Source organism: Propioniciclava sinopodophylli (genome assembly GCF_004324755.1).
GTDB lineage: Bacteria > Actinomycetota > Actinomycetes > Propionibacteriales > Propionibacteriaceae > Propioniciclava > Propioniciclava sinopodophylli.
In genome coordinates this window covers 158,755-174,944 of the sequence record NZ_SDMQ01000002.1, presented here as the reverse complement: position 1 = coordinate 174,944, position 16,190 = coordinate 158,755, and the positions used below count along the sequence as shown (strand labels likewise).

The 16,190-nt window shown below is 73.8% G+C and carries 12 protein-coding genes and 1 pseudogene; 7 read left to right on the top strand and 6 right to left on the bottom strand.

Annotated elements, in window-relative coordinates:
• Positions 1 to 35: 35 nt before the first annotated feature.
• The 3 genes and pseudogenes from ET989_RS03030 to ET989_RS03020 form a co-directional block, all read right to left on the bottom strand.
• A complete protein-coding gene (locus ET989_RS03030; RefSeq protein WP_131167086.1) occupies positions 36 to 2,231 on the bottom strand; it encodes a HelD family protein in 2,196 nt (731 codons plus the stop codon).
• Positions 2,232 to 2,297: 66 nt separating this feature from the next.
• Positions 2,298 to 2,429 (bottom strand): annotated as a pseudogene (locus ET989_RS15930) (carotenoid dehydrogenase); the annotation flags it as partial.
• 814 nt (positions 2,430 to 3,243) lie between these two features.
• Positions 3,244 to 3,843 (bottom strand): DUF4126 domain-containing protein, encoded by a 600-nt coding sequence (locus ET989_RS03020; RefSeq protein ID WP_131167084.1) that lies wholly within the window; start codon positions 3,841 to 3,843, stop codon positions 3,244 to 3,246.
• A 77-nt stretch (positions 3,844 to 3,920) separates the two neighbouring features.
• Between ET989_RS03020 and ET989_RS03015 the strand changes: the two genes are divergently transcribed.
• From ET989_RS03015 to ET989_RS02995, 5 genes are all read left to right on the top strand, one after another.
• Complete coding sequence (locus tag ET989_RS03015; RefSeq protein WP_131167083.1) at positions 3,921 to 4,127, top strand: hypothetical protein; 207 nt, start codon at positions 3,921 to 3,923, stop codon at positions 4,125 to 4,127.
• Positions 4,124 to 5,548 carry a polysaccharide deacetylase family protein gene (locus ET989_RS03010; RefSeq protein ID WP_131167082.1) on the top strand — a complete coding sequence of 475 codons (1,425 nt, stop codon included), beginning with the start codon at positions 4,124 to 4,126 and terminating at the stop codon, positions 5,546 to 5,548. Before ET989_RS03015 ends, ET989_RS03010 begins: the two co-directional genes overlap by 4 nt.
• A 90-nt stretch (positions 5,549 to 5,638) precedes the next feature.
• Positions 5,639 to 5,953 carry a DUF6504 family protein gene (locus ET989_RS03005; protein ID WP_131167081.1) on the top strand — a complete coding sequence of 105 codons (315 nt, stop codon included), beginning with the start codon at positions 5,639 to 5,641 and terminating at the stop codon, positions 5,951 to 5,953.
• Positions 5,953 to 6,318, top strand: a complete 366-nt coding sequence (locus ET989_RS03000; RefSeq protein ID WP_131167080.1) for an SAV_6107 family HEPN domain-containing protein — start codon at positions 5,953 to 5,955, stop codon at positions 6,316 to 6,318. The genes ET989_RS03005 and ET989_RS03000 overlap by 1 nt, the downstream gene beginning before the upstream one ends.
• Complete coding sequence (locus ET989_RS02995; protein ID WP_131167079.1) at positions 6,311 to 10,000, top strand: DNA polymerase III subunit alpha; 3,690 nt, start codon at positions 6,311 to 6,313, stop codon at positions 9,998 to 10,000. The genes ET989_RS03000 and ET989_RS02995 overlap by 8 nt, the downstream gene beginning before the upstream one ends.
• Positions 10,001 to 10,058: 58 nt before the next feature.
• On the opposite strand, the gene ET989_RS02990 is transcribed toward ET989_RS02995, so the two are convergent.
• Entirely contained in the window at positions 10,059 to 10,955 is an 897-nt protein-coding gene (locus ET989_RS02990; RefSeq protein ID WP_131167078.1) for a DUF1295 domain-containing protein, read from the bottom strand.
• A gap of 232 nt (positions 10,956 to 11,187) precedes the next feature.
• On the opposite strand from ET989_RS02990, the gene dinB reads away from it, so the two are divergent.
• Both dinB and ET989_RS02980 read left to right on the top strand, forming a co-directional pair.
• Complete coding sequence (gene dinB, locus ET989_RS02985; protein ID WP_241656181.1) at positions 11,188 to 12,360, top strand: DNA polymerase IV; 1,173 nt, start codon at positions 11,188 to 11,190, stop codon at positions 12,358 to 12,360.
• Between the two features lie 67 nt (positions 12,361 to 12,427).
• Positions 12,428 to 12,784 (top strand): DUF3040 domain-containing protein, encoded by a 357-nt coding sequence (locus tag ET989_RS02980; protein WP_131167077.1) that lies wholly within the window; start codon positions 12,428 to 12,430, stop codon positions 12,782 to 12,784.
• Between the two features lie 46 nt (positions 12,785 to 12,830).
• On the opposite strand, the gene ET989_RS02975 is transcribed toward ET989_RS02980, so the two are convergent.
• The gene (locus ET989_RS02975; protein WP_131167076.1) at positions 12,831 to 14,975 is read right to left on the bottom strand and encodes a transglutaminase TgpA family protein; all 2,145 of its coding nucleotides are present in this window, start codon (positions 14,973 to 14,975) and stop codon (positions 12,831 to 12,833) included.
• Positions 14,972 to 16,189 carry a DUF58 domain-containing protein gene (locus ET989_RS02970; protein WP_131167075.1) on the bottom strand — a complete coding sequence of 406 codons (1,218 nt, stop codon included), beginning with the start codon at positions 16,187 to 16,189 and terminating at the stop codon, positions 14,972 to 14,974. Before ET989_RS02970 ends, ET989_RS02975 begins: the two co-directional genes overlap by 4 nt.
• Between the last annotated feature and the right edge of the window lies 1 nt (position 16,190).

Here is a 16,190-nt window from a genome sequence, read left to right as displayed (position 1 = left end):
GTCGGCGGTCAAGGCCGGGGTGTCGGTGCGGCGGATCAGGGGGCGGGACGCCAGGCCCCGGGACCGTCGACGTCGAGGGTGACCAGCCGCTGGGTGGGCCTGGTCAGGGCCACGTAGAGCACCCGGACGCCGCCGGGGGACTCGGCGACGATCTCGTCCGGCGCGACGACCACGACGGCGTCGTACTCCAGGCCCTTGGCCTCCAGTGGCGTCACGAACAGGACGCGGTCGAGGTTGGCCGTGTTCATCCGGGTGCCCAGGCGCGGGGGCAGGAGGCGCTTCAGCGCGTCCAGGCGCGAGGGCGGCGCGATGATGCCCACGGTGCCGCCCACGGCGTCGGTGAGGCGGTCGACGATGCGGACCAGGTCGCTCACCAGCGCCGACGACGAGGTCTCCAACAGCTCCGGGTCGAAGCCCGTCGACCGGACGGCGCGCGGCAGGTCGGCCCGCGGGTAGGAGACCTGCACCACCTTCGAGGCCAGGTCGAACACCTCGGCGGGCGAGCGGTAGTTCACCGACAGGCGGAACTCGCGGTGCGGCGCGGTGCCGACCAGGTCTCGGACGGCTCGGCCGACCTCGTCCAGGTCCGGCCAGGACGACTGCGCGATGTCGCCCACGATGGTCCACGACGCCTGCGAGCCGCGGCGGCGCAGCATCCGCCACTGCATCGGCGTGATGTCCTGGCTCTCGTCGACCAGCACGTGCGCGTACGTCTCATGGCGGTCGTCGGTGAGGTCGTTCTCGATGGTGCGGCGCAGCCGGTCGGCGGTGGTTACGAACTCGCTGACGTTCTCGCCGCCCTCGATGAAGAGGTTGGGGCCGTGGTCCTCGATCGGCTCGGGGCCGAGCACGGAGACCAGCTCGTCGAGCAGCGCCATGTCGGCGACCGTCCAGTCGTGGCCCTCGGCGTACGAGGCCGCGAGCAGGGCCTGCTCGTCGGCGTCCAGGATGCCGTCGGCGACCTTGGCGGTGACCCGCGGGTCGCCCAGGCGCCGCAGCACGTCGGGGGCCGACAGCGGGGGCCACCACGCGTCCACGAAGTCGCGGTAGGCCGCCGAGTCGGTGATCAGCTCGGGGACCGCATCGGGGTCCACGTCGGCGTCCTCGGGCACCTGGGTCGCCAGGGCGTTCACCAGCGCCTTCTCGGCCGACTCGCGGGCGAGGTTCACCCGCTGGTGCGACAACACGCCCGACCGGATGCGGGAGAGCTGCGCGTCGTTCAGCTTGAGAACGTTGCCCTTGACCGTGACGACGAGCGACAGGCCGTCCGAACCCGGGTCGACCAGCGGCAGGTTCACGAGATTCTTCAGCAGGCCCACCATGCGGAGGCTGCCCTTGACGGCCGCGGTGCCCGCGTCGTCGACCTGTTCGGCCGACAGACCGCCCAGGACGTCGCCGGCGACCTGACCGATGGCGCGCAGCACCACCGAGTCCTCGCCGAGGGAGGGCAGCACGCGCTCGATGTAGTTCATGAACACCGGGCCGGGGCCGACGACGAGGATGCCGCCGCGCTCGAACCGGCGCCGGTTGGAGTAGAGGAGGTAGGCGGCGCGGTGCAGCGCCACGACGGTCTTCCCGGTGCCGGGGCCACCGCTGATGATCGTGACGCCGGCGTGGTCGGCGCGGATCGCCAGGTCCTGCTCGGCCTGGATCGTGGCGACGATGTCCTTCATCCGCGTGCCGCGCGAGCGCGACAGTGACGCCATCAGGGCGCCCTCCCCGATGATCGGCAGGTCGTCGGTATTGGACTCGGCGTCCAACAGGTCGTCCTCGATGCCGACGACCTGGTCGTTGCGGCAGCGCAGGACGCGGCGGCGCACGACGTCCATCGGCTGCTGCGGGGTGGCGCGGTAGAACGGCTCGGCGGCGCGGGCGCGCCAGTCGATCACGAGCGGCTCGTAGTCCTCGTCGCGGACGCCGATGCGGCCGATGTAGCGCACCTCGCGCTCCTCGGGCTCCTCCAGGTCGAGGCGGCCGAAGACCAGGCCCTCGTGCTCGGCGTCCAGCACCGCCAGCCGCTTGGCGGCCTGGAAGGTGAAGGCGTCGCGCTCGAAGAGGGCGGTGCCGTCCTCCTCGCGCATCCACGTCTGGCGGTCCGACTGGAAGATCTGCCGGCCAGTCTGGGCCGCGTCGCGGGCCGACCGGGTCGCCTCATCGAGGCGTGCGTAGACGGCATCCACGTGGGCCTGTTCATGGGCCAGTTCGTGGGCGAGAAGTTCAGAGTCGTTCAAGGCGGAGGGTCCCTGTCCTGTCTGGTTTCGGCCAGAGGCCTACCTTACCCCCTCGCCTCAACGCGCGAGCGCCTTGTTCGTCGGGCGGATGTCCTCGCCCGTCAGGAACGCGTGCGCGGCGTAGGTGGCCAGGGCCCCCGAGAGCAGCTGGGCCCACGGCTCGTCGCCCCCCGGGCTGGACGCCGACGCGTGGAACACGTCCGGACGACGCGGGTCGCGCAGCGCGGGGCGCGCCAGCAGCTGGGCGGTGAACGTGTCGCGGCGCCCGAAGCGGGGCGGGCGGCGCCACCGGACGCCCGGGTCCCGGGTGTCGATCGTGGCGTCGGCGTCCTGTCCGGCGGTCTCCACCACCCGGACGCCGCGCTCGACGAGCCGATCGTCGAGGACGTCGGCCAGCGCGGACGCGGGCCGAGGCGTCCCGTCGGCGTCCTGCAGCCGCCAACGGCCGAAGGTGCGCTCCACGGCGAGCCGGGCCGTCCACCAGGCGGGGACGTCGGCGGGGTCGAGCCCGCGCGCGGACGCGAGGCGGCGGACGCGCTCGGCCAGGGCGGGGTGAGGGAGCCCGGCCGCCTCGTGGGCGAGGCTGCGGCGCGGGTGCAGGCCGGCGCGCTCGACGGCCTCGGGGGTCAGCTCGGACTCCAGGCCGAGGGGGCGCAGGGCCTGCCAGGTGTCGTCGGCGGCGTCCACGTAGTCGCGCCATGCGCGGGCGGCGGGCTCCCCGAGCGTGTCCACGTCGGCGTACCAGACGTCGCCGCGGTCGGTGGGGGCGCCGTCGGGATCGGGCACCAGGTCGAGCCCGTGCAGGCCGAGCGCGCCGGTGGCGGGCCGTCCGGACTTCTTGAACAGGTCGCGCCACGGCGCGGGGAAGCCGAGCGTGTCGCCGAGGGCGCGGCGCAGGGCGTCCGCCTCTCCTGGGGACTCCACGAGCGTGACGTCGTGGCCGACGCGGGCGAGCCGGACGGCGGCGGCCACCCCGGCGAACGTGCGGCCGAGGACGGTGACGCGCGCCACGTCAGGCGGCGGTGGGCGTCTGGCCGCGGGTGCGCCAGCGCTGGAGCGCGGCCCAGCCCCGGCGGATGCGGCTCGCGATGGCCCACAGCGCGATCAGGCCCAGCACCAGCAGCACCGCCACGACGACGGCGGCGGCGACGGGCGCCAGCGCCACCAGCGTCGCGACGCCGGTGACCGCGACGTCGCCGGCGGCCGAGGCGGCCACGTTGGTGAAGGGTTCGGGCGAGGTGTTCACCGCCAGCCGCAGCCCCGCCTTGGTGAGGTGGCTGACCAGCGCGGTGATGCCGCCGACGGACGCCAGCGTGACGGTGGCCAGGTCGCCGGTCGCGCCGGCGTAGATGGCGCCGATCGCGGCACCGGCGATGGGCCGGATGACGGTCGAGACGGTGTCCCACGCGCTGTCGATGTAGGGGATCTTGTCCGCGACCAGCTCGATCGCGCACAGGATCCCGACGATGACGAGGACGTCGGTGCGCTGGAAGCCGGCGGGGATCCCCTCGATGCCGGCGAACCGGCCCAGGACGCCGAGGACGAGCACCGTCGCCCACGCGTTGATCCCGCTGGCCCAACCGGACGCGAACGCGGCGGGAAGCATCTCCATGGGGGTCAGGGTAGTACCGACTAGGGTGGTGACCGTGTTCCGACCCCGGCACGCCCCGCACCCTCAGGAGAGTTCCGATGAGCGATGCACTCGAGTTCCTCAAGGGCGTTGACAAGCTCCACGCCTTCTACACCGAGCACGTGCGCATGCTGGCGCACGCTTACCACCTGACCGACCAGGAGGCGGCGCACATCCTCGACACCCATGACTTCCGCAACGTCGCCCGTTCCATCCTGCGCCCGCCGCGGGTGGACGTCATGGACGACACCTTCCGCGCTCAGTGACCCGGCGCCCGGCCGGGGTGGTCCTGGGCGTGTTGGCGCTCGCCCTGACGGGCTGCGCCGTCACGCCCCCGGGCCCCACGGCCGGGCCGACCGCTCCCGCGACGTCCCCGAGCGTGTCGGCCACGGCCGCCCCCTCGCCGTCGGCGATCGCGGTGGAGGTGCCCCGCTGGACGGTCGAGACCCTCTCCCGTAACGACCCGACCCGGCCCGTCCACGTGCAGTGGCCGGTGGTCCCGGGCGCCACGACGCTGACCGCCCTGATCGCCGAGGAGTCGGCCGCGAGCGAGGCCGCGTTCCTCGCCAACACGACCCCCTCCGACGTGGCCCCGCCCGAGCTCCGGGGCACGTGGGAGACGGTGTTGGACGGGCCCGCGTGGGTCGGCGTCCGGCTGTCGCTGTACGAGTTCGCCGGCGCCTCGGGCAACGAATCCTCGGCCGTCTACTACGGCGAGCGGACGGCCGGGCAGGCCCTCCACGCGCGCGACCTCATCGCGCCGAGCGCGCGCCACGCCGCGGCGGACGCCCTCGTGTCTGCGCTGCGCGCCGAGGGGCGCGAGGTGCTGGAGGAACTCGTCACCAACGCCGAGGTGCGGGACCGCCTGCTCCAGGACCTGTCCTTCAGCCCCCGCGGCGAGCTCGTCGCCCGCATCCCGGAGGGCACCGTGCTGTCGTTCAGCGACGGGGTGGTCACGGCGACGCTCGCCCCGTCCGTGGTGGAGGGGCTGCTTTCGGAGCAGGGCTGGGCCGTGCGGGAGGACGTCACCGGCCTGGTCGCCTCCCCGTCCGCCACCCCGGTGACCTCCGTCAAGTCCGCGCCCGCGGCGTCCGTCGACTGCACGGTCGCCCAGTGCGTCGCCCTCACCTTCGACGACGGCCCCGGACGCCACACCGCCCGCCTGCTCGACGACCTCGACAGCCTCGACGCGCCCGCCACGTTCTTCACGCTCGGCGCGTCGGTGCGGGTCGCGCCCGACCTGGTGCGCCGGATGGCCGCCGAGGGGCACGAGGTCGGCAACCACACCGACGACCACCGGCAGCTCACCAAGCTCGGCCCCGACCGGCAGCGCGCCCAGGTCGAGCGCGCGCAGGCAGCGATCGCGGGCGCCGGCGTCCGGGCCACCGTCTGCCGGCCGCCGTACGGCTCCTACGACGCCACCACGCGGGAGGTCGCCGGGCTGCCCATCATCCTCTGGGACGTCGACACCCTCGACTGGAAGCACCGCTCGACCGAGCAGACGACGAGCATCGCCCTGCGGGATGCCCGCGCCGGCTCGATCGTGCTGATGCACGACATCCACGCGTCGACGGTGGACGCCGTGCCGGGAGTCGTGGCCGGCCTGCGTGAGCGCGGCTTCACCCTCGTGACGGTCTCCCAACTGCTGGGTGATGCGGTCCCCGGGAGCGTGCACCGGCGCCGGTGACCCACGTCTTGACGGACTGTCGGGGGCGGCGCGTAGAGTGGGGAACCCTTCGAACAAAGGTTCGAATGAGGGTTCCTCCCGGGGGTGGTCATGCGGCGCTACGACGAGCCGATCGCGGTGCGGTCGGGTGAGGTGGCCGGTGAGCCCGCGCCGGTGGAGTTCGTCTGGCGCCGCCGGCTCTGGCGGGTGCTGGGGGTTGAGACCCGCTGGCGCGAGACCGGTCAGTGGTGGGTGCTGGGCGGCGGTTCCCGGGGCTCCGCCGAAGGGTCGGGCAACGACCTGCTCGCCGAGGCCGAGGTCTACCGGGTGCTGGCCAGCGCGGGGCGCTCGTCGCTGCCGGGGGTCTACGAGCTGGCACACCCGCTGTCCGGCGACGCGTGGTTCCTGCGGGCGGTGGTGGACTGATGTCCGCCGAGTCGAACGGGCGCTGGGTGCCGGCCGAGGTGGTCTTCGACGACGTGGCCGCCGCGCTCGCCTCGGCGGAGGACGCGGTGCGCCCGGCCGACCGCTACCTCGCCGCCCACCGGGCCGCGCTGCGCGTGGCGGCCGGCGTGCTCGCGCGGCGGCGTCCGCGGCTGCGGGAGCGGCGCAGCATCTGGGCGGTGCTGGCCGGCGTCGCTCCCGAGCTGGCCGAGTGGGCGGATTACTTCGCGATGCTCCAGCTCAAGGTGGAGGCGGTGCAGGCCGGCGCGGTCGGCCTGGTCACGACGCGGGAGGCGGACGACCTGGTCCGCGACGCGCAGGCGTTCGCGGCGGCCGCCCATGCCTGACCCCTTCGTCCACCTGCGCGTGGCGTCCGGGTACTCCCTGCAGTACGGGGCGTCCCACCCCAGCGCGCTCGTCGAGGCCGCCGCCGGCCACGACATGGACACCCTCGCCCTCACCGACCGCGACGGGCTGTACGGGGCGGTCCGGTTCGCGAAGGCGTGCCTGCGGGCCGGCATCGCCCCGGTGGTGGGCGCCGACCTGGCGGTGGCGAACGACCCGCGGCGTCCCGAGCGGGGCAGCACTCGGGCGGTCGTGCTGGCCGAGTCGAGGGCCGGTTGGGGGTCGCTGTGCCGACTGGTCAGCGCCACGCACGCCCGCGGCGACCGGGGCTCGCCGGTCACCACCCGCGCGCTCGTCGGGGAGCACCGCGACGAGGCGGTCGTCGTGCTCGGCCCCGACTCCGACCTCGGCGTCGCGCTGGCCAGGCGCGACGAGCGGGCGGCCGAGGGCGTCCTCGGCGACTGGCTGGAGGTCGTCGAGCCGCACCAGCTCGTCGTCGGCGTCACCAACCACCACCTCGGCGGGCGGGCCGGCCCGGGCCGCGGCGGGGAGGGGACGGCGCACCTGGCCGGGCGCATGCTCGCCTTCGCCGACGCGCACGGGCTGACGGGTGTCCTCACCAACGCGGTCCGGATGGCCCGCAAGTCGGACGCCCCGATCGCCGACGTGCTGGACGCCGCCCGGCGCCTCGTGCCGCTGGACGTCCGCAACGTCGACCGGCGCAACGCCGAGGGCTACCTCAAGTCCGGCAAGGAGATGCTGGCCACGGCCGAGGAGGTCGCCCGCCTCGCCGGCCGGCGCGACGCCACGCGGCTCATCGGCGACACCCGGCACCTGGCGCTGCGCTGCCGCCTCGACCCGGTCGCCGACATCGGGCTGGGGGAGATCCACCTGCCCGAGTTCCCCGGCGGGCTGGCTGAGCTCCGGGCCCGCTGCGAGTCCGGCCTGGCCGCCCGCTACGCCGCGCCCGCGGCGTCCGTCGTCGAGCGGTTGGACGAGGAGCTGGCCGTCATCGGGCAGATGGGGTTCGCCGCCTACTTCCTGACCGTGGCCCAGGTGGTCGACAGTGTGAAGGAGATGGGCATCCGGGTCGCGGCGCGCGGGTCGGGGGCGGGCTCGCTGGTCAACTACTGCCTGGGCATCTCGGGGGTCGACCCGATCCGGTACGACCTGATCATGGAGCGGTTCCTGTCGCCGCTGCGCAGGGCGCTGCCCGACATCGACATCGACGTCGAGTCCGCGCGCCGCCTCGAGGTCTACGACCGGGTGTTCGCCGACTTCGGCACCGACCGGGTCGCCGCCGTGGCGATGCTGGAGACGTACCGCGTCCGCCACGCGATCAGGGACGTGGGGGCCGCGATGAGCCTGCCGCCGGGCGACATCGACCAGATCGCGAAGTCGTTCCCGCACATCCGGGCGCGCGACGTCCGGCACGCGCTGCGGGAGCTGCCCGAACTGCGGCGGGCCAACCTCGGCGACGAGCGGCTGCGCGTGCTGTTCGAGCTGGTCGAGGGTCTCGACGGCCTGCCGCGGCACGTGGCGCTGCACCCGTGCGGAGTGATCCTGTCGGACGCGACGCTGGGCGACCGGACGCCGGTGGAGTCCTCGCTCGGCGGCTACCAGATGAGCCAGTTCGACAAGGACGACGTCGAGGACCTGGGGCTGCTCAAGCTCGACATCCTCGGCATCCGGATGCAGAGCTCGATGGCGCACGCCCTGTCCGAGGTCGAGCGCGTGACGGGGGAGCGGGTCGACATCGATGCGCTGGCGCCCTACGACGACCCGGAGGTGTACGCGATGATCAGCCGCGCCGAGACGATCGGCTGCTTCCAGATCGAGTCGCCCGGGCAGCGGGAGCTGGTCGGCAAGTTCTCCCCGAGCGAGTTCAACGACCTGGTCATCGACATCAGCCTGTTCCGTCCGGGCCCGGTGAAGTCCGAGATGGTGGTGCCGTTCCTGCGCGCCCGCAACGGCTGGGCCGAGGCGGTCTACCCGCACCCGAACCTGCGCGCGGCGCTGGCCGAGACGCGCGGGGTGATCGTCTTCCACGAGCAGGTGATCAAGGTGGTCGCGGCGATGACAGGCTGCTCGCTGGCCTACGGCGACGAGGCGCGCCGCGCGCTGGGCTCGCCCGAGGGGCAGGAAGACGTGAAGCGCTGGTTCCACCCGGCCGCGCGCAAGCTCGGCTACGACGAGCGGCTCATCGACGACGTGTGGGCGATCCTGGTCTCGTTCGCCTCCTTCGGGTTCTGCAAGGCGCACGCGGCGGCGTTCGCGCTGCCGACCTACCAGTCGGCATGGCTGAAGTGGCACCACGGCGCCGCGTTCATCTCGGGGCTGCTCACCCACGACCCGGGCATGTACCCCAAGCGGCTCATCCTCGCCGAGGCGCGGCGGATGGGCATCCCGGTGCTGGGGCTGGACGTGAACGCCTCCGGCGACGTCCACCGGGTCGAGCGGGTCCCTGGGCCCGTCGATCGGTTCCCTGAGCCTGTCGAAAGGGCCACCCTGGGCGTCCGGCTCGCGCTCACGGACGTGAAGAACATCAGCGCCGCCGAGGTGGAGCGCATCGTCGCCGGGCAGCCGTACTCCGGGCTGGTCGACTTCTGGCACCGCGCGCGGCCGGGCTCCGACGTGGCCGAGCACCTCGTGCTGGCCGGGGGTTTCGACGCGCTGTACGGCATCGATCGCCCGCGCGGGTTGGGCACGCGCGGGCGGGTGACGCGCCGCGACCTGCTGCTCACCCTGGCCGACCTCGAGCGCGCCGACCGGGTGGACGCCCGCGCCCACGGCCGCGCGCGGGGGCTGGGGTCCGGCGGCGCGACGGGGCACCAGGCCGTCCAGGTGGCGTTCGACTTCACCGAGCCCGCCGCACCGGACGCCCCGGGTGCGATCCCGGGCGACGTGCGGGTGTCGGGCCTGCCCGAGATGAGCGACGAGGAGCGGATGGCCGCAGAGCTGGCCGTGTTGGGCATGGACGCCACCCGCCACGTCATGGAGGACCACCGTGCCTTCATCGAGGCGATCGGCACGACGGCGTCCGACCAGCAGATGAAGCGGCGCAGCGGCAGCCGCCTGCTGGTGGCCGGGGTGAAGGTGGCCACGCAGACACCGCCGGTGAAGTCGGGCCGCCGCGTCGTCTTCCTCACCCTCGACGACGGCACCGGCCCGGTTGACCTCACCTTCTTCGAGGACGCCCAGGGGCCCTTCGCCCGGACGGTCTTCAACTCCTGGCTGCTCGTCGGTCTGGGGGAACTGCGCCGCACCGGCGCCCGTGGGGTCTCGTTGCGGGCGCTGGGCGCCTGGGACCTGCTCCACCTCGAGGCGCTGTGGCGCTCCACGCTGGAGGCGACCGGCGACGAGCGGGCCGCGGTGGCGGCGGTCCACGCCCTCATCGACGCCGACCTCGCGGCGCGGGCAGCCGAGGTCAACGCCCCACGCATGGCCGAGCCGGCCGAGGCCGGCAGCCAGGGAGAACGCGCCCGGCGCCGCGCAGACACCGAGCACGCCGGCGCCGCCGGCGGCATGGGGCAGCGGCGCGTGCTCATCCACCCCAGCGGGTTCGTGCAGTCTCCCTACACCGACGTCGCCCCCGCCGGTGAGTCGCCGCGTTCGATCCCCCAGGAGTACGCCGACCCGGGCCGCAAGCTGTGGCACTCCAGCCCGGGGTCGTCGGGCCGCTGAGCAGCAGGTGCCTGAGGCGCGTCCTTCGAGGCTCCTTCGTTTGACCTCAGCGGGCGCGTCAGCGAGCCGCGACGAGCCGGTCGCGCCGCCCCGCCCCCGGTCGCGGCACCAGCACGGGGGTGCGGGCCTTGTACTCCTCGTAGTCGGCCTGGCCGCCCCACTTCTGCTCCGCCTTCTTCTCCAGCAGCGGGATGCCGCTCACGCGGGTCAGCAGCAGGGTCACGAACAGCGGGGAGATGATGGCCACCCACTGCCACCCCTGCAGGACGGGCAGCGCGATGATCGCCACCCCGGCCCACAGCAGGATCTCACCCAGGTAGTTCGGGTGCCGCGAGATCGACCACAGGCCGGTGGAGATGAACCGGCCGCGGTTGTCGGGGTCGGCCCGGAACCGGCTCTTCTGCCAGTCGGCGACGACCTCCAGCCCGAAGCCGAGCAGCCACACCAGCGTGCCGAGGAGGGCGAACCATCCGAGCGGGACGCGGTTGGCCGACGTGATCGTCACCCACGCCGCGGCGGCGGTGAACGTCACCCACAGGCCCTGGATCGTCCACACGTTGAGGAACCGGGGTAGCGAGGGCTTGATCTCGTCGAAGCGGTCGTCCGCCCCGGCGCGGCTGACGCGGCGGAACAGGAAGGTGCCCAGGCGTCCGGCCCACGCGATGACGAGCGCGCCGACCAGCAGGGCGCGTGCGTCCACCCCGGGCGTCAGCAGAAGGAGGGACAACGTGATGAAGATGTAGGTGAGGCTGCCGGTCAGGTCGAAGAAGCGTTCGGTCTGGCCGAGGAACGCTGGGACGAACGCCCCCCACTGGATGACGAAGGCGACGGTGACCGCGAGCGCGAACACCGGGACGCCCGCGACGGTGGCACCGCCCTGGCTTCCGGCGAGGGCGACGAGCGCGCCCACCGCCACGACGAGGGGGAGGGCGATCAGCGCCGTGCGGTTGCTCATGGGTGTCCTTCGGGTGGATGAGCTTTCAGCCTAATCAAACAGTTTGAATATCAAACTTATGCGACAAGCCTGTCCAACCTTGGTCGGCGGACTGGAGGCAAGCCCTCGGCGGACTGGAGGCAAGCCCTCGGCGGACGGAAGGCAAGCCCTCGGCGGATGGGCGCTTGACGGAATGTCGGGGGCACCGCCTACTCTGGATTCGAATCAACGTTCGAATCATTGAGGAGGTGCCGTGCCGGTCATCGCCCACGTCGACATGGATGCCTTCTACGTCGCCGTCGAGCTGCGGCGGCGTCCCGAGTTGCGTGGGCGTCCGGTGTGGGTGGGCGGCGCCAACCGCGGGGTGGTGCTGTCGGCGTCCTACGAGGCGCGGGCGTTCGGCGTCGAGGGGGGCATGTCGTCGACGCGGGCCCGCCGGCTGTGCCCGGACGCGGTGGCCATCAACCCCGACTACGACGCGTACGAGGCGGCGTCCGACGGGGTGTTCGCGATCTTCTCCACGATCACCCCGCACGTGGAGCGGGTGTCGTTGGACGAGGCGTTCCTCGACCTCACCGGCACCCGGCGCCTGCTCGGCGAGCCGGAGGAGGTGGGTGAGCTCATCCGGGCGCTGGTGGCCGACGAGCAGGGCATTCCCTGCTCGGTGGGCATCGCGCCGACCAAGCTGATCGCCAAGATGTCCTCGAACCGGGCCAAGCCGAACGGACTGTTCCGCGTCCACCCGGGCGAGGTCATCGGTTTCCTCCACCCCCAGACGGTCGAGAAGATCTGGGGCGTGGGGCCGGCCACCACCGAGAAGCTCCACAAGCTCGGCCTCCACACGATCGCCGACGTCGCCCACACGCCGAAGTCGACGCTGCAGCGCGCGTTCGGCGCTCGCGCCGGGGGAGAGCTGTGGGAGTGCGCCTGGGGCATCGACGGGCGCCGCGTCGTCGCCACCGAGCCGACCGACCGCAGCGTGGGCAGCCAGGAGACGTTCGGGAAGGACACCGACGACCTCGACTTCGTCCGCGCCGAGCTGCTGCGCACCAGCGTGCGGGTCACGTCCCGCATGCGGCTGGCCCGCGTCGTCGGGCGCACGGTGACGCTCACGCTGCGGTTCGCCGACTTCCGCACCGTGCAGAAGTCCCTGACCCTGCCCTACCCGACCGACGCGACGGACGAGGTGTACGCCGCCGCAGTCCGGCTGCTGCGGGCCTTCCGGCTGGAGCGCCCGCGGCTGCGGCGGGTGGGCATCCGGGTCGAGCACGTCCTCGACGTCGACCAGGTCGCCACCCAGCCGGCCCTCGACGAACCCGAGCGGGGGTGGCGCGAGGCGGAGCGGGCCGCCGACGCGGCCATCGCGCGGTTCGGGCCGCACGCCGTCTCACGGGCCACGTTGACGAGAAGGGCCGGTTCCGTTTGAGGCAGCGGGCGCCTACACTTGTCGCACGCCCGGCAACCGGGTCCCGCCCACGACGAAGGGAGGCGCGATGGCACTGTCCGACAAGGAGCAACGTCTTCTCGAGCAGCTCGAGGCTGCCCTCGCGGCCGAGGATCCGAAGCTGGCCAACACGCTGCGTGGCACGACCAACCGCACCCTCCACCGCCGCAGGGCCGCGATCGCCGGCCTTGGCTTCGTGATCGGCCTGGCCACCCTCATCGGCGGCATGCAGGTCGCCTGGTTCGTCAGCGTCATCGGTTTCCTCATCATGCTGGCCGCCACGGTGGTCGCCATCAGCTCGTGGCGCGTCGTCGAGACGCAGCAGCCCGGGCGTCACCCGGAGACCGACTCGGCGTTCACCGACCGCCTCGACGAGCCGTGGCGCCGCGGCGACGACGCCTTCTGAGGGCTCCACCAAGGCACGGCCACCCGGCAGACTCAGCCGACCGAACTCAGCGCGCGACCCTGCGGGGTTGCGCGCTCTTGCGTTTCCCGGCCCGTTCGCGCGCCTGCGCGGTGAGCGCGGCGGTGATGGCGTCCACCTCGGCGCCCCACCGGCCGGGCAGGTCGAAGTTCTCGCTGCGGTCGAATAGGGCGCGCTCGGATGCCGCCGCCAGGCTGCGCAACGCCTCGGCGGCCCCGGCGTCCCCGCCCAGCGACCCGACGAGGCGCTCGGCCGCGAACCGCGGAGACCCGCCCGGCCACGACAGCTCCAGGTCGGCCACCACCTCGCACACCTCCTCCCACGCGGACAGGGTGTCCGCGCGGGCGTCCCCCGTGCCGGCCAGGCGCTGCGTGCGGCGACGCGCGCGCAGCCAGCGGGGGACGAGGACGGCGGCCGCCACACCCGCGGCGGCGAGCAGCCCGAACAGCACCCAGGGGACCGCGCCCGGGACGGCCGGAGCTCCGGGGTCCACCGGCGTGGGGACCGGCGAGGCGGTCGGCGTGGGTTCGGAGGGCTCGGCCGACGGCGTGGCCTCGGCGGTCGGGCCGGCGGTGGGCGCGGCCGTCCCGGTGGGCTCCTGGGTGGTCGCCGGGCCCGCCCCGGAGTCCCCGCGGGAGGGCGTCGGCTCGAAGGCGACCCAGCCCAGGCCGTCCAGCCACAGCTCCGGCCACGTGTGCAGGTCGCGCTCGGTGACGCCCCAGACGCCCTCCTCCTCGGTGCCGGGGACGAAGCCCACGGCCATCCGGGTCGGGATGCCGACCTCGCGCGCCATGATCGCCATCGCGCCGGCGAACTGCTCGCAGTAGCCCGTCCGCGAACCGAACAGGAAGTCGTCGATGGTGGCCAGGCCGTCCCCGTTGCCGGTGGTCGGCGCGATGGAGTAGGTGAAGGCGTCCGATCGGAGGTAGGCCTCGAGGGCCTGCGCCTTGGCGCCCGCGGTCGGTGCCGCCCCGGTCACCTCGCGGGCGAGCTCGCGGATGCGGGAGGGCAGCTCGACCGGCAGGCTCGTGGTGAGCTCGCGCCCCGGGCCGCCGTCCGCCTCCGCGCGGGCGATCGCCTCTGCGTCGGGGCGGACGTCGAGGCTGCGCACCTCGTAGCTGATCCCCTCGGTGGCGCGCCCGCGGCCGGGGCCGGCCATGGCCATGACATCGAGGGTGTCGAGCGCGAAGCCCCAGTCACCCGGGGCGTCGAACGCGGTCGGGGCATACGGGACAGGCAGCCACTCGCTGGAGAAGTCGCCCACCTCGACGTTGGTCGTCCGGCCGACACCGCGGGGGGAACCGGGCGGGCTGGGGATGCGTCCGGTGGCGACCCTGACGTCGGACAGGGCGAAACCGGCCGTCGACAGGGACGGCAGCGTGGCGAGCTTGAGGTACGCGCCGCCGGGGCTGTCGGTGGTGTAGCGGATGATGACCTCGTCTGAGCCCTGGATGAGGTTGCGCTTGAGGTCGAGCGAGGGGTCGCTCATCTGCAGGGGCTCGCTGTTGGTGCGCGGCTCGAAGGTCGGCACGAACTGGGCCGCCACCCACGTGACGCCCACGGCGCCGGCCGTCATGGCGACCGCCGTGAGGAGCGCGGCCGCCCGGGCGGCGGGCCGCTCGCCGTGGCCCCACGGGGCGGCGGCGAGCAGCACCAGCCCGATGCCGACCGCCAGCGCCACGAACTCGCTGAACAGCGTGGGCGTGCTCAACGCGACGGCGACGACCAGGTGCAGCGCGACCAAGGGGATCACGGCCAGGCCGGGGCGCTCGCCGCCGACGGCGATGGCGTCAGCGGCGAGGGCGACGAGCGCGGCGCCGAGGACGATGGCGAGAGTGGCCCCCGGGTTGGGGAACATCGGGGCCGAGCTGCCCTGGATGAAGCTGATCCCCTCGCCGAGCAGGGCGGGCAGGCGCAGCACGTGGCGGACGCCGTGCGCCCACCAGATCGCGCCCACGAGGGAGACGGCGGCCGCAACGACTTGCAGCAGCGCCACGCCGATGGTGGGCAGGCGCAGCACGCGGCGTCCGAGCCAGCCGGCGGCCAGCACGAGCACCATCGCGGCGCCGGCGGCCTGCAGCGCCTCGGCATGGCGGGTCATCTGGGTCCAGGGCCACAGCTGGAGGCACAGGGCCACGGCCAGGGCGAGGCCGACGCGGGTGTCCAACCTCATTGGGCCACCCCTTCTGGCGCCCAGGCGTGGGCCAGTTCGCTGGTGGCGTCCACCTCGCGCACCTCCCAGCCGTGGTCGACCAGAACGGTGCGGCCGTCCTCGAAGCCGGGCCGGGCGTCGGCGTCCGGGGCCATGACGAGGGCGACCCGCTCGTGGCGGGACGCCGTGGTGGCGGCCAGCAGGTCGGCGGTGCCGCGGTCGAGGCCGCCCAGCAGCGCGACGATCCGGTTCTCGGAGTGGGCCTGCGCCATCCAGACGGTGGCCTCGTGCAGGTCGGGCGCGTGGGAGACCGTGGCGTCCACCAGCGGGTCGAGCCACGCGGCGGACGCGCCGACTCGGTCGGAGGACACCTCGTGGCGGGAGCCGTCCGCGTCGATCAGGGTGACGGTGTAGCCGTCCGACAGCAGCCGCAGCCCGATGGACGCCGCGGCCGACACCAGCCACTCGAATGTCACGCGCTCGTCCCGGGAGGCGGGGTGGACGCCCAGGCGCGAGTCGAGGAGCACCCAGGCGGTCGGGTCCCAGGCGGCCTCCTCGCGGCGCACCATGAGGGTGCCGCTGCGCGCGGTCGAGGGCCAGTGGATGCGGCGGACGTCGTCGCGGGCCTGGTACTCGCGGACGAGCACGTCGTCGGGGCCGGACACCGCGGTCTGGGGGATGGGGGTCTCGCCCGTGACGCCGTAGGCGGCGGCCCGGCTCGGCGGCAGCGGCACGACGGCCGGCGTGACGACCAGCTCGGTGGGCTGCGCGACGCGGACGGTGTGCACCCAGAAGCCCAGGATGTCGGTGAACCGGATGCGGAAGCCGTCGAGCGTGTGCCGCCCCCGACGCCGCGGCCGGACGCTGTAGGTGGTCTCCGTGCGTGCCCCCGCGTGGTCGGCGTGCAAGTGCGCGTGGTGCGGGCCGCCGAGCAGGCTGCCGGGGTCGTCCTCGGCCACGACGTTGCCGCCGGGGCTGGGCCGGACGGCCGTGGCCAGCACCTGCACGGTCGCGGGCTCGCGGACGCCGACCACCGGCGGCGTGACCGACCGCTCCAACACGAACCGGGGCCGCAGCACGAGCAGCGCCAGCAGCGCCACCACCGGCAGCGCGAGCAGGAAGAGGGCGGGCCAGACCGTGTCCTGGTTGCCCAGGCCGATGCCGAGCAGCAGGACCAGCGCGCCGAGGACCCAGAACAGCAGCGTGCGGACGGTGGGCTGGGGGAGCGGGAGCATG